This is a genomic window from Actinomadura sp. 6K520 (genome assembly GCF_004349245.1).
Taxonomy (GTDB): Bacteria; Actinomycetota; Actinomycetes; order Streptosporangiales; family Streptosporangiaceae; genus Spirillospora.
The window spans coordinates 1-13,507 of sequence record NZ_SMLC01000067.1 but is presented as its reverse complement, the minus strand read 5'-3'; the positions used below and the strand labels follow the sequence as shown (position 1 = coordinate 13,507).

At 70.5% G+C, this 13,507-nt stretch carries 11 protein-coding genes and 1 pseudogene; 9 read left to right on the top strand and 3 right to left on the bottom strand.

Translation table 11 applies throughout. The features are described from left to right. From atpD to E1289_RS19015, 4 genes are all read left to right on the top strand, one after another. Positions 1–1,431, top strand: coding sequence for a F0F1 ATP synthase subunit beta (gene atpD, locus E1289_RS19030; protein WP_131981982.1), 1,431 nt, complete (start codon positions 1–3; stop codon positions 1,429–1,431). An 81-nt stretch (positions 1,432–1,512) separates the two neighbouring features. Further along, positions 1,513–1,899 (top strand): F0F1 ATP synthase subunit epsilon, encoded by a 387-nt coding sequence (locus E1289_RS19025; RefSeq protein WP_131981980.1) that lies wholly within the window; start codon positions 1,513–1,515, stop codon positions 1,897–1,899. A 37-nt stretch (positions 1,900–1,936) separates the two neighbouring features. After that, a complete protein-coding gene (locus tag E1289_RS19020; RefSeq protein ID WP_131981978.1) occupies positions 1,937–2,410 on the top strand; it encodes a DUF2550 domain-containing protein in 474 nt (157 codons plus the stop codon). Positions 2,411–2,623: 213 nt separating this feature from the next. Next, positions 2,624–4,156 carry a M28 family peptidase gene (locus tag E1289_RS19015; protein WP_243712953.1) on the top strand — a complete coding sequence of 511 codons (1,533 nt, stop codon included), beginning with the start codon at positions 2,624–2,626 and terminating at the stop codon, positions 4,154–4,156. 80 nt (positions 4,157–4,236) lie between these two features. Here the strand turns inward: E1289_RS19015 and E1289_RS19010 are convergent, their stop codons facing one another. Both E1289_RS19010 and E1289_RS19005 read right to left on the bottom strand, forming a co-directional pair. Next, positions 4,237–5,169, bottom strand: coding sequence for a DUF4097 family beta strand repeat-containing protein (locus E1289_RS19010; protein ID WP_131981974.1), 933 nt, complete (start codon positions 5,167–5,169; stop codon positions 4,237–4,239). A 148-nt stretch (positions 5,170–5,317) separates the two neighbouring features. Then, positions 5,318–5,944, bottom strand: coding sequence for a cob(I)yrinic acid a,c-diamide adenosyltransferase (locus E1289_RS19005; RefSeq protein WP_131981972.1), 627 nt, complete (start codon positions 5,942–5,944; stop codon positions 5,318–5,320). A 70-nt stretch (positions 5,945–6,014) separates the two neighbouring features. On the opposite strand from E1289_RS19005, the gene E1289_RS19000 reads away from it, so the two are divergent. The 5 genes from E1289_RS19000 (at position 6,015) to E1289_RS18980 (ending at position 13,185) form a co-directional block, all read left to right on the top strand. Next, complete coding sequence (locus E1289_RS19000) at positions 6,015–7,607, top strand: GMC family oxidoreductase N-terminal domain-containing protein (protein ID WP_131981970.1); 1,593 nt, start codon at positions 6,015–6,017, stop codon at positions 7,605–7,607. A gap of 196 nt (positions 7,608–7,803) precedes the next feature. Beyond that, positions 7,804–9,189 carry an FAD-binding oxidoreductase gene (locus E1289_RS18995; protein ID WP_131981968.1) on the top strand — a complete coding sequence of 462 codons (1,386 nt, stop codon included), beginning with the start codon at positions 7,804–7,806 and terminating at the stop codon, positions 9,187–9,189. Positions 9,190–9,690: 501 nt separating this feature from the next. After that, complete coding sequence (locus E1289_RS18990; protein WP_131981966.1) at positions 9,691–10,770, top strand: DUF6745 domain-containing protein; 1,080 nt, start codon at positions 9,691–9,693, stop codon at positions 10,768–10,770. Positions 10,771–10,780: 10 nt separating this feature from the next. Further along, positions 10,781–11,224: a hypothetical protein gene (locus E1289_RS18985; RefSeq protein WP_131981964.1), complete on the top strand. Its 444-nt coding sequence runs from the start codon at positions 10,781–10,783 to the stop codon at positions 11,222–11,224. 506 nt (positions 11,225–11,730) lie between these two features. Continuing rightward, a complete protein-coding gene (locus E1289_RS18980) occupies positions 11,731–13,185 on the top strand; it encodes an HNH endonuclease signature motif containing protein (RefSeq protein WP_131981962.1) in 1,455 nt (484 codons plus the stop codon). Positions 13,186–13,200: 15 nt separating this feature from the next. Here the strand turns inward: E1289_RS18980 and E1289_RS18975 are convergent. After that, positions 13,201–13,507 (bottom strand): annotated as a pseudogene (locus E1289_RS18975) (molybdopterin oxidoreductase); the annotation flags it as partial.

Here is a 13,507-nt window from a genome sequence, read left to right as displayed (position 1 = left end):
ATGACTGCTCAGGTAGAGACGGCGACCGCGACCGGGCGCGTCGCCCGTGTCATCGGCCCGGTCGTCGACGTGGAGTTCCCCGCCGACGCCATCCCGGAGATCTACAACGCCCTCAACGCGGAGATCTCGCTCGGCGGCGAGGAGAAGACCCTGACGTTCGAGGTCGCCCAGCACCTCGGCGACAACATGGTCAGGGCCATCTCGATGCAGCCGACGGACGGCCTGGTCCGGGGCGCGCCGGTGGTCGACTCCGGGAAGTCGATCTCGGTGCCGGTGGGCGACATCACCAAGGGCCACGTGTGGAACGCCCTCGGTGAGGCGCTGGACGTCCCGACCGCGTCCCTGGAGATCAACGAGCGCTGGGGCATCCACCGCCGCGCGCCCGCCTTCGACCAGCTGGAGTCGAAGACCGAGATGCTGGAGACCGGCATCAAGGTCATCGACCTGCTGTGCCCGTACGTGAAGGGCGGCAAGATCGGCCTGTTCGGCGGCGCTGGCGTGGGCAAGACGGTGCTCATCCAGGAGATGATCCGCCGGGTCGCCCGCAACTTCGGCGGCACCTCGGTGTTCGCCGGCGTCGGTGAGCGCACCCGCGAGGGCAACGACCTCTGGGTGGAGATGGCCGAGGCGGACGTCCTCAAGGACACCGCGATGGTGTTCGGCCAGATGGACGAGCCGCCGGGCACCCGGCTGCGGGTGGCGCTGTCCGCGCTGACGATGGCGGAGTACTTCCGCGACGTGCAGAACCAGGACGTGCTGCTGTTCATCGACAACATCTTCCGGTTCACGCAGGCCGGCTCGGAGGTCTCCACGCTGCTCGGGCGCATGCCGTCCGCGGTGGGGTACCAGCCGACGCTGGCCGACGAGATGGGCGTGCTGCAGGAGCGGATCACCTCGACGCGCGGTAACTCGATCACCTCGATGCAGGCGATCTACGTGCCCGCCGACGACATCACCGACCCGGCGCCGCACACCACGTTCGCGCACCTGGACGCCACCACGACCCTGTCCCGCGGCATCTCCGAGAAGGGCATCTTCCCGGCGGTCGACCCGCTCGACTCCACCTCGCGGATCATGGACCCGCAGGTCCTGGGGACCGAGCACTACGAGGTCGCGCAGGAAGTGATCCGGATCCTGCAGAAGTACAAGGAGCTGCAGGACATCATCGCGATCCTCGGTATCGACGAGCTGTCCGAGGAGGACAAGGTCACCGTCCAGCGGGCGCGGCGCATCGAGCGCTTCCTGTCGCACCCGATGTACGTGGCCGAGCAGTTCACCGGCCAGCCCGGTGAGACGGTGCCGAAGGACGAGACGATCGCCTCGTTCAAGGCGCTCTCCGAGGGCAAGTACGACCACCTGCCCGAGCAGGCGTTCTTCATGTGCGGCGGCATCGAGGACGTCGAGAAGAAGGCCAGGGAGCTGGAGAAGTAGTCCGCCCCGGCGGGACCGTCCCGGACGCGCCGTCCGGGGCGGTCCCGCCGATACCGCTCCAGTGAGTCGGAGGAGACAGACGTGGCAAACCTGAGAGTCGGGCTGGTGTCGCCGGAGCGCGAGATCTGGTCCGGCGAGGCCAAGATGGTGGTCGCGCAGACCATCGAGGGCTCGCTCGGCATCCTGCCGGGGCACGCCCCGGTGCTGGGCGTCCTCCTCGACGGCAGCGTGGTGAAGATCGAGCCGGCCGACGGCGGCGAGCCGGTCGTCGCGATGGTCGGCAGCGGCTTCTTCTCGGTCGCGGCCGACGAGGTCTCGGTGCTGGCCGAGCAGGCGGAGCTCGGCCACGAGGTCGACGTCCAGCACGCGAAGCAGGCGCTGGAGGACGCGCTCGCCGCCGAGAACGAGGACTCGACTCCGGAACGGCGTGCCCGGGCGCGGCTGCGCGCGGCGGGCATCGAGGCTTAGGCGTCGGGCACGACGGCTCCGACGGGCGGCGGGGGATTTGGACGAGCATCTGGCACTGGATGCGGGCGGCGTTCTCGTCGCGCTCATCCTCGTGGCGGCGCTGCTGTTCTTCCTCATGGCGGTACGCCGCCGGTTGTTCGTGCGGGGCGGCGGCGCCGTGGAGTGCAGTCTCCGCGTGCTGGACCCGGAGGGCGGAGCCCCGGGAGTGTGGCGCCTCGGTATAGGCCGCTACAGGGGAGACGCCCTGAACTGGCACCGCGTGTTCGAGTTCCGCAGCAGGCCCCGGCAGGTGATCCACCGCCGGGGCCTCGTCGTATCCAACCGGCGCCTCCCCGACCCGGACGAGGCCGAGGGGCTGCTGCCGGACGTGAGCATCATCGAGGTCAGGGACGGCGACCTGACCGTGGAACTGGCGATGGGCGCGGCGGCGCTGACCGGTTTCCTCGCCTGGCTGGAGGCGGCCCCGCCGGGCACCCCCGTGGAACTGCACCCACCCGACGAAGCCTCCTGAGCGGCCCGGGGCCGGTTCGGCATGGGCGGGCCGTTCGGCGGCATGAACGGTTCGGCATGGGCGGGCCTTCGGCATGGGCCGGTAAGGCGCCGGTATGGGCCGGTAAGGCGCCGGTATGGAATCGGCGTGGTCGCCGCGTCGCCGCTTGAGGCGGGCGGGTCGCGTGACCATCATCGCTGCTGGTCCGCTCCGTCTCCGTCCGCAGGAGTGCACGTGCGCAAGAAGAAGCTGCTCACCGGTGTCGCCGTGGCGCTGCCCGCCGCGTTTCTGCCCGCGGCCCTCCTGCCGACGGTGCTGCCGCCCGCGGATGCCGCGCCGGGCCGTCCCACCCTGGCCGGGCTCGTCACGCTGAAGGACGTCGAGCCCCACCTGAAGGCGTTCGAGGAGATCGCCGACTACAACGGCGGCCACCGCGCCACGGGCGGCGCCGGTTACGACGTCTCGGTGAAGTACGTCGTCGGGCGGCTGCGGAAGGCCGGTCTCCGGCCGGAGATCCAGAAGTTCCGGTACCCGTACTGGCGGGAGCGGTCCGGGCCGGTGCTGGCCCGGACGAAGCCGTCGAGGAAGTCCTACAAGCGGGGCGAGGACTTCGCCACCTACGCCTTCTCCGGCTCGGGCGACGTGACCGCGCCCGTGATCGCGGTGGACATCCCGGCGAAGGGCGAGGACGGGACGAGCGGCTGCGACAGGCGCGACTTCAAGGGCTTCAAGAAGGGCTCGATCGCGCTGATGCAGCGCGGGACCTGCACGTTCGAGACGAAGGCCGCCCGGGCCCGCGCCGCCGGGGCCGCCGCCGCCGTGATCTACAACCTGCCGGGGGAGGACGGGCCGGTGAACGGGACCGTCGTGAAGCCGTCCCGCATCCCGGTCGTCGGCCCGACCCACGAGCTCGGCGCGGCACTGGCGAAGGCCGCGAAGAAGGGCGGCCTGGCGCTGCGCGTGAAGACCGACGCCGTCCACGGCAAGCGGTCGGCGTCCAACGTCATCGCCGACACCGAGCGGGGCCGGGGCGACAACGTGGTGCTGCTCGGCGCGCACCTCGACAGCGTCGAGGACGGCCCCGGGATCAACGACAACGCGACCGGCGCCGCCGCGCTCCTCGCGATCGCCGGGAAGATCGGGAAGCTCGGCAAGGGCGACCTGCGCAACCGGGTGCGTTTCGCCTGGTGGGGCGCGGAGGAGGAGGGCCTGCGCGGCTCGACGCACTACGTGGAGTCCCTGGACCGCCGGGACCGCGACGCCATCGCGCTCAACCTGAACTTCGACATGCTGGGGTCGCGCAACGGCACCCGGGGCGTGTACGACGGCGACCACTCGACCCGCGCCGGGATACGGGCGCCCGCCGGTTCCGGCGCGATCGAGAAGATGTTCCGGGACTACTACAAGGGCCGCAAGCTGCCGACGACCGAGAGCTCCCTCAACGGGCGCTCCGACTACGGCCCGTTCGCCGAGCACGGCATCCCGGTCGGCGGCATGGACACCGGTGCCGACGGCGTGAAGACCGCCGCGGAGGCCAAGGCGTTCGGCGGCCGGGCGGGCAAGGTGTACGACCCGTGCTACCACGCCAGGTGCGACCGGGTGAAGAACGTGCACCTGAGGTTCCTCGACACGAACGTCGACGGCATCGCGCACGTCACCCAGCACCTGGCCCGCACCACCGTGGCGGTCAACGGCGGTGCCCGCGTGCAGCCGTTGAGGGACCCGTCCTACCGGCCGCTCTGGCAGGGCCCCTACCGGCTTCGCTAGGCGCCCGCGGCCGTGGTCACGCTGATGCAGTCACGGTCCACGGAGTCACGCTTCACGGTGATGCAGTCATGGTGATGCAGTCATGGTGATGCAGTCACGGTGATGCTGCCGTTGTCGGTGTCCAGCGTGACGTGACGTGGCGACGAGGAGTCCTGGCGCACGGCCGGGTCGATCCGCTCGCCGCCGTTGTCGGTGGCCATGCTGATGGCGTAGCCCTGGCCGTCCGGGAGCCCGAGGCGGATGGAGCCGTTGTTGCTCTTGGCCTGGACGTTCATCGGCGGCGAGGCGAAGCCGAGTCGGACGCTGCCGTCGCTGGTCCTGGCGTTGACGCGTTCGGCGGTCAGCCCGGTGGCGTGCACGGAGCCGTTGGCGGTCTCCAAGTCGACGGTGCCGGCGCGGCCGCTGAGCTGGATCCGCCCGTTGCTGGAGTGGGCCGTCACCCGGTCGCCGGTCAGCCCGGCCGCGGTGATCGAGCCGTTGGAGGTGCGCAGTTCCGCGTCGCCGACGCTTCCGGAGACCCGGACGGAGCCGTCGTCGGACGTGATCTTCGCGGAGGTCGCGCGGAGGTCGTCGGCCTCGATGGAGCCGTCGGCGCTGTGCAGCCGCACCGTCCCGCCCAGGCCGGACGCGGTGATCGACCCGTCCCTGCTGTCGATCTCCACCGGGGCGTCGCGCGGCACCTGGACGCGGAAGACGACCCCGCACGTCGTGGTACCCATCGTGACCTTGGAGCAGGCGGCCGACAGCTTGAACGCGTCACCCTCGGTGGTGTGCCGGGTGTCCGGCTTGTTCTTCTCGTTCGACCAGCGCAGCCGCTCGGTCACCTTGATGACGGTGGTGTCGGTGGCGGTGACCTCCACCCGGCCCCCGTTCCCCGTGATCTTCAGTGCGCGGACGCCGGTGGGTGCGGTGTAGGAGCGGGTCTCCTCGCCGGTGCCGAAGCTCACGTTGCCGCAGCCGGTCAGCGCCGCCGCCGCGACCGCCAGCATCGCCGTTGCCGTCAGGGTCTTCACGTGATCTCTCCCGTTGTCGCCGTGCGCCCGTACGGAACCAGCCTGCTCTGGACGGGACGTCGTCACCAGGAGGGGAGCCGGTCATCCGGAGGTGGGGCTAACCCCACCCGGCCCCAGCCCGTTCCGGGGGACCCCGGAACGGGTCGGGTCAGCGTTCTCCTCCGGGCTTCCAGAGGACGTCGCCGTGTTCGGCGTTGGCGACGCGGCAGAGGATGAACAGGAGGTCGGACAGCCGGTTGAGGTAGGTGGCGGTCAGCGGGTTCACGCCGCCCTCGGCCGCCGCCGGGTCGCCCACGGCGGCGGCGCCGTGCGCCTCGACGGCCGCCCAGGCGGAGCGTTCGGCGCGCCGCGCGACCGTCCGCGCGACGTGCAGCAGCGCCGCCCCCGGTGTCCCGCCCGGGAGGATGAAGCTGCGGAGCGGTTCGAGCGTCTCGTTGTGCTCGTCGCAGGCCGCCTCAAGCCGTTCGATGTAGGGCGGCTCGACGCGCAGCGGCGGGTACTCCGGGTCCGGCACGACCGGCGCGCACAGGTCGGCGCCCACGTCGAAGAGGTCGTTCTGGACCCGGGTCAGCAGCGCGACCACGTTCTCGGGCAGGTCGCCGAGCGCGATGGCGGTGCCGATCGCGGCGTTGGCCTCCTCCACGTCGGCGTAGGCGGCCAGGCGCGGGTCCGTCTTGCGGGTACGGGACGTGTCGCCGAGTGCGGTGGTGCCGTCGTCCCCGGTCCGGGTGTAGATCCGCGACAGGACGACGGGGTTATCCCTGTTCTTCGCCATAGCCGCACCCTAGCGCCGCGGGGCATCGAAGCACGTTCGGTAGGGTTTCGGAAAGACTCCGGAGGCCGCCGTGTACGACTACATCATCGTGGGAGCGGGCAGCGCGGGGTGCGTTCTCGCCGCCCGGCTGACCGAGGACCCGTCGGTGGCCGTCCTGCTGCTGGAGGCCGGCCCGCCGGACGACGCGCCCGAAATCCACATCCCGGCGGCCGTGGCGGGGATGATCAAAGGCCCGTACGACTGGGACTACGCGACCGTCCCGCAGGAGAACGCCGCCGGGCGCAGCGTGTACTGGCCGCGGGGGCGCACGCTCGGCGGCAGCTCGTCCACCAACGCGATGATCTACGTGCGCGGCTCCCGGTACGACTACGACACCTGGCGCGACGTCCACGGCTGCGACGGCTGGGGCTACGAGGACCTGCTGCCCTACTTCCGCCGCGCCGAGGACCAGCAGCGCGGCGACATCCCCTACCACGGCGTCGGCGGGCCGCTGCGCGTGGAGGACCTGCGCTACAAGCACCCGCTGACCCGCGCCTGGGTGCAGTCGGCCAAGGCGTACGGCCTGGCCGCGAACCCCGACTTCAACGGCGCGCGGCAGGACGGCGTGGGCTTCTACCAGGTCACGCACAAGCGCGGCCGCCGGTGGTCGGCCGCCGCCGGGTACCTGCACCCGATCGGGCACCGCCCGAACCTCACCGTCGTCACCGACGCCCTCGCCACCCGCGTGGTGATCGAGGACGGCCGCGCCACCGGCGTCCGCTACGAGGCGCGCGGCGAGACCATGCTGGCCCGCGCGGGAGCGGAGGTCATCGTGTCCGGCGGCGCGGTGAACAGCCCGCAGCTGCTGATGCTGTCCGGCGTCGGGCCCGCCGACCACCTGCGCTCGGTGGGCATCGACGTCCTGGTCGACTCCCCGGTGGGGCAGCGGCTCCAGGACCACCCGTTCGTGAACGTCATGTTCGCCACGCCCCACACCAAGGGCCTGTGGGAGCTGGCGAACGCGCGCTCCCTGGCCCTGTACCAGGCGCTCGGGCGCGGGCCCTACGCCTCCAACGTCGCCGAGGCGGGCGGGTTCGTCCGGACGGTCGAGGGGCTGCCCGCCCCCGACCTGCAGTACCACGTCCTGCCCACGCCGTTCGTCGAGCAGGGGCTCGTGGAGGTGGCCGAGCGGCTCCTGTCGGTCATGGTCACCGCGATCTCCGTCGGCAGCCGCGGCTCGCTGACCCTCCGCTCCGCCAGTCCCTATGCCAAGCCCCTGATCGACCCCGCCTACCTCGCGGACGAGGCCGACCTGGACGTCCTGGTCGCCGGGGTCCGCCAGGCGCGGGAGATCGCGGCGTCCGGGCCGCTGGCGGCCCTGGTCGGGGGCGAGTGGGCGCCCGGCGAGCAGGTCGAGTCGGACGGGGCCGTCCGGGACTTCGTGCGCCGCCAGGTCGCGACCCTGTTCCATCCCGTCGGCACCTGCGCGATGGGCGCCGGCGACTCCGTCTGCGACCCCGAGCTGCGCGTCCGCGGCGTCGACGGCCTGCGGGTGGTGGACGCGTCCGTGATGCCGGCCGTCCCGCGCGGCAACACCAACGCCCCCACGATCGCGATCGCCGAGCGCGCCGCGGACCTGATCCGGGGCCGCACTCCGCTCAAGCCGGACAACGCCCCGCGCTAGCTGTACTTGGCCACCGGGTTGGTGACACGCCGGGGCGACGGCGGTAGCTCCGCTGTATTTTCCTTTTGTCTGGTTTTGTCGGGATTAGCGTGCGGTGATGCTGGTGGGGACGCCCGCCGGGAGAAGCCCGGCGGGGCCGACGACAGCACGGGCGCGCGAGGCCAGGGGTGTGCCGCGGCCCGGCGGGGGAGGCCAGATGGAGGCCACGGTTCTGGAATCCATGCGGACGACGCTGCGCGGCCCGGTCCTCGGACCGCAGGACTCGGACTACGAGCGGGCCCGCGCGATCTACAACGCGATGATCGACACGTGTCCCGCCGCCATCGTCCGGTGCGCCGACGCCGCGGACGTGGCGGAGGCCATCGGCGTGATCCGCGACGTCGGCGCCGCACCGGCCGTCCGGGGCGGCGGGCACAGCGGCCCCGGCCTGTGCCTGGTGGAGGGCGGCGTGACCATCGACCTGTCGCCCATGCGGTGGGTGCGGGTCGACCCGGAGGCGCGCACGGCCGAGGTCGGCGGGGGCAGCCTGCTGAACGACCTGGACCACGCCACCCACGGCTTCGGGCTGGCCACGCCCACCGGAATCAACTCGACGACCGGGGTGGGCGGCCTCACGCTCGGCGGCGGCCACGGCCACCTCACCCGCAAGTACGGCCTCACGGTGGACAACCTGATCGCCGCCGACGTCGTCCTGGCGGACGGCTCCCTGGTCACCGCGTCCGAGACGCGCGAACCCGATCTGTTCTGGGCGCTGCGCGGCGGAGGCGGGAACTTCGGCGTCGTCACCTCGTTCACCTACCGGCTCCACCCGGTGGACACGGTCGGGGTGGGCATCACCGCGTGGCCGATCGACGCGATACCCGACGTCCTGCGGTGGTACCGGGAGTTCCTGCCCCAGGCGCCCGAGGACCTGAACGGCTTCTTCGCCGTCCTCACCGTCCCGCCCGGGCCGCCGTTCCCCGAGGAACTCCACGGCAGGAAGATGTGCGCCGTCGTCTGGTGCTACACGGGCGACCCGAACGGGGTGGACGACGCCATCGCGCCGGTGAACGACGCCGGCCGTCCCGCGTTCCAGTTCACCGCCCCGATGCCGTACCCCATGCTCCAGAGCATGTTCGACGAGCTCCTACCGCCCGGCCTCCAGTGGTACTGGCGGGGCGACTTCTTCGACCGCATCAGCGACGAGGCCATCCAGATCCATCTTCGGCACGGTTCGGAGTTGCCCACCCCCCTGTCGACCATGCACCTCTACCCGATCGACGGGGCGGTCCATCGAATGGGCGCCGACGACACCGCGTGGAGCTACCGGGACGCCCTCTGGTCGGGCGTCTACGTCGGCATCGACCCCGATCCCGCGAACGCCGCGCTCATCCGCCAGTGGTGCGTGGACTACTGGGAGGCGCTGCACCCGCACTCGATGGGAGGTTCCTACGTGAACTTCATCGGCGCGGACGAGAGGGAGGACAGGGTCCGGGCCACGTACGGCGACCACTACGACAGGCTCGCGCGGATCAAGGCCGAGTACGACCCCGGCAACTTCTTCCAGGCCAACCAGAACATCCGCCCGGCGGTTCATGCCTGACGGCCGTTCATGCCTGACGGGTGTCCGCGCCGGGTGTCCGTGCCGGAACGAGGAGCGCCCCCGTCCTTCCGGACGGGGGCGTTGCGTGGGGACAGGCGGCGTGCGTGCAGGAGGGGGGCGTCACCGCTTGCTCGCCTTGGCGACGCGGACGCGCTGTGCCTTCTTCGCTTCCTCCCGCAGCGCCCGCACCCGGTCCTTGATGATCACGTTGCTGAACTCCGGCCGGTTCATGTCCGTCTCCCTGTTCCCGCCGGGCCCGTCTTGGCCCGACATGTACAAGGTTCGTCCTAAGCTCCCACCCCCCACATTGGGACGACGCCTTATCCGAGCCCCTAGGCCGCCTTAGATTCGTGCCCACCCTCCGGAAGGAGGCTCAGATGGACACCGCGACAGTAAGCCGTCGTCTCTGGTGGGGTGGCGAGAAAGTGGTGGACAGGTGGGTTCCTGGTCTGTCACCATCCTGGCCATGATCTACGAAAGGGGCGTCGCCGCCCTCGTCCGGTGAGCGTCTTCGCGCAGCGGGAAGCTGCCGAGATTCGTGCGGAATGGCTCGGCCATCTGCTCTCCACCGTGCCCGCCGACCGTGCGGCCGCCGAGGCCGCCATCTCCGAGTTGTACCGGCTGATCGGGCTTGATCCACCGCGTTTTCACTGGGTCGCCTCGCCACTGGCCGCCCTGGAAACCGTCCCGCCGGGGCTGCGGCTGCGGGCGTCCGAGACGGTGGACGGTCTTGCAGACTGGCCGCTGCCGGTGCGCTTCCGCAGGCTGATCAGTGAACTCACCGCGCAGTTGGACGTCACCGTCATGCGGGGTCACCGCGCACTGGACGCGATGTTGGGTCAGTTGGTCCGAGCACCGATCATGGCATCCGGCCGCAGCACCGTCGCCATGGCACTCCGGTCGGTTCAGGAGGCGGGCAGGCGGAGCGACTTCTGGTACGCGGCTCTTTGCGCGTCCTGGCCCGCCCACTACGACGCGGTTCGCCGGACATCCGGGGTGGTCTTCACGCCTGACCAGAACCGTCTGCTCGACCTCTGGGGGACGTTGGTCCGGTCCTGCGGCTGGTGGTGGCCGCGCGAACACGTCTGCGTCGTCTCCGAGCGGCCCGTCGAGATCCATACCGAGATCTGGGGCGACGAAGGGCAGGTACGGCTGCACCGCCCGGACGGCCCCGCACTCCGATTCGCCGACGGCTGGGACGTGCATGCCTGGCACGGCACGAAAGTACCGCCCTGGGTGATCGACGACCCGGACGTCGAACGGATCACGCGGGAGACCAACATCGAGGTCCGGCGATGCGCGATCGAGAAGATCGGCTGGGGCGACTACATCGACCGGGCGGGGCTGCGGCTCGTGGCCACCGCGCCCGATCCCGGTAACCCCGGCTCGGAACTGCGGCTCTACGACCTCCGTGAGCAGACCAGGGTCCTGCTCGCCGTCAACGGCTCCACCGAACGCGACGGACACCGCCGCCGGTACGGGCTGACCGTGCCGGGCGGGATCCAGGACCCGGTCGCCGCCGCGGGATGGACCTACGGGCTGTCCGGTGATCAGTACTCACGACTCGTCCGCCGAACCTGAGGTGAATTCCATGACCGTGACTCTCGCGTCCCTCTCCCAGCAGACCGGGCTCGCCGTGCTCGACCATCTCGAACAATCGGTGAGCATCCCCGTCATCGACGGACTCCAAGCCCAGGGTGACCTGATCGTCATTCCGATTTCTGTAGTGTCGGTGTCGCTGTCGGTCTGGCCGAATGCCGCCTGGACGGAAGTGCCGGCCGAGGGCGTCGAATTGCTCCGTGGCGCGGCGGGCGGTAATCCGCATACGCTCGTCGCCGACCCCGGAACCTGTCGCTGGACTACGCAAGTCTCGGACCCCGGTGGCCTTGCCATCGGCGTATTCGAGGCATTGGCTCCCGCCTATCTGCTGCATCCCGAGCACGGCGCCTCCGGCTGCACGCCGGGGCGTTATGTCGTCCGCCGTCAACGCGAATACACGGCCGGTGGGTGGGGGTCGCGTCTGGTCGCGGACTGAGGCACCGTTCCGCCATCTGGAAGGGACCTCTCCGGCCCCGCCGGTGGGGTCCTCTCGTGTTGGTTGGTTGGGGGGTCTGCTGGTGGCTGGCCGTTGGTGGGTTCCCTTTTGTTTAGGGCGGGGCCGGGGTCCGTTTTCTATCGGTTTTGTGCGGTCGCTGTAGGTGGGTGGCTGAGGTGCCTTCCGTGGGTTGGTGCGCTTGTACCGCTGTGTCGACGGTTGCTGTCACGTTGGTTGCGGTGGTGGTTTGGGTGAGGTGTTCATCTGCGGGTTTGGTGCGGGGTGCTGGTAGTGCCGCGCTTCGCGCGGAGAGCTGTCGGCGGGGATGGGGCGTTGGTGTCGGCGTTCTTGAAGCTGGTGCCTTTGCGCTGCTTTTCCTGTGCTTTGATGGGGGTGAGAAAGGGGTGGTGACAGTAATGTGGCGTGTCTGGATTGTCCGCCTGTTTTGGTGGGGGAGTCGATTATGATGGGGGCAGGATTTGGGTTGGGGGTGAACGTTCGTGTCAATGCTCGCGCCAGCGGACGCAATCATTAATGATCGGCGTGAATGGGAAGATCGGGAGTGGTTCCCGCCCGGTCCGCAACTGGCGATCTGCCTGTCCGGTGAGAAGAACCGCCTGGACGATCTGACCGACGATGAATTGCTCCAGGTCGCGGCGGCGGCCCGGCGGCAGACCTCGTGGGCGCAGGCCCGGGAACTGGCCGCGATCGCCGAACTCACCCGCCGCCACACCGCCGAGGACTCCACTGATCCCGACCACCGGGTCCTGTCCGCCCGGGAGTCGGTCACCGAAGAGGTCGCCGCCGCGCTGACCGTTACGAGCAACACCGCCGCCACCCTGGTCCACCTCGCCGAACGGCTGACCGGCCCGCTGGCCCAGACGGGGGAGGCGCTCGGCGCCGGACGACTCGACATGGCCAAGGCCCGCGTCATCTGCGACGTCACCGACCAGCTTCCCGAAGAGGTGGTCGGGCGGGTGGAGCGCGCCGCGCTGGAGAAGGCGTCCGGGCAGACCACGGGGCAACTGCGCCGCCGCATCAGGAGAATCGCGCAGCGCCTCGCCCCCGAAGCGATCGACGAGCGCAGGCGGGAGGCGACCCGGCTCCGGCGGCTGGAGGTGTGGGACACCCCGTCCGGTACTGCCGACCTGTCCCTGTGCGACCTGGCCACCGAGGACGCCCACGCCATCTTCAACAAGATCACCGCCGCCGCGCACGGGATCAAGGCCGACGGCGACACTCGGCCCCTGGCCATGATCCGCGCCGACCTTGCCGCACAACTGCTGCACGGCGCCGAACTGCCCGATGCCATCCGTGCCTTGCTCACCGAGACGCGCGACGAGACGGGCCCCAACCCGCCGGATGCGAACGGCTGTCCTGCCAGCGGTGATGACGTTGCCTCACCCGGGCAGGCGGTACTGAACGCCCGTACCGAAGCCGTGCCCGGCGGCTCCGTCCCTGGCTCGGACGGGGGTCACGACCTGCGAACCGGGCCGGGCGGTGACACCGGCATCGCGGCCCTGGCGGACGAGGTGGAACGACGCCTCAGGCACGTGCAAGGACGCGTCCCACCGCGCGAACTACCGCACGCCGTCCGGCAGGCCGCACAGCGCATCCACCGCCAGTTCTCAGCCGCCCGCGACGCGGCCTGCCGGGGTGACGACGAGGTTCACGGCAGACCTGGCTACCGGCCAACCGCGGTGATGCGGCGAGAGGTCGAAGCCCGCCACCCGACATGTGTGTTCCCCACCTGCAACCAGCCCTCGCACCGCTGCGATCTGGACCACACGGTGCCCTGGCGGCCCGGAATCACCTGCCGCTGCAACCTTGCACCTCTCTGCAGGCGCCACCACAGACTGAAGCAGCGCACCGACTGGAGGCTCTTCCAAATCTGGGCCGGACTGCTGATCTGGGTCACCCCGTCCGGCGCCTGGTACCTGGTCCGCCCAGAACGCCAGTGAGTCCAGGGACCCGAGTCAGCGGGAGTTCAGGTGGATGCGGGCCCAGGAGTTGTTGACGTAGCCCTTTGGGTTCCATAGGTGGGCCGGGGACTCGGGTTGCAGCGCGCCTGTGGTGTCCCAGGCCCTTGCGGTGATCTCGACTTCGCCTGGGGGGAGGTCGAAGGTCGCGTGCCAGTGTTGCCACGTCCATTGTTCGTTGCCCGGGTCCAGGTCTGCCTGGGTCCAGGTTTGGCCGCCGTTCAGGGAGACGTCTACGCGGGCTACGGTTCGGTCGTCGCCGGCTAGGGCGTAGCCGGTGATCCGGGTGGGGCCGGGCGGGACG

Excerpts from the sequence above, each read along its gene's own strand:
- atpD (WP_131981982.1), top strand. The coding sequence starts at position 1 with ATGACTGCTCAGGTAGAGACGGCGACCGCGACCGGGCGCGTCGCCCGT.
- E1289_RS19005 (WP_131981972.1), bottom strand. The coding sequence starts at position 5,944 with ATGGCGAAGAACAGGGATAACCCCGTCGTCCTGTCGCGGATCTACACC.
- E1289_RS18995 (WP_131981968.1), top strand. The coding sequence starts at position 7,804 with ATGGAGGCCACGGTTCTGGAATCCATGCGGACGACGCTGCGCGGCCCG.
- E1289_RS18985 (WP_131981964.1), top strand. The coding sequence starts at position 10,781 with ATGACCGTGACTCTCGCGTCCCTCTCCCAGCAGACCGGGCTCGCCGTG.
- E1289_RS18980 (WP_131981962.1), top strand. The coding sequence starts at position 11,731 with ATGCTCGCGCCAGCGGACGCAATCATTAATGATCGGCGTGAATGGGAA.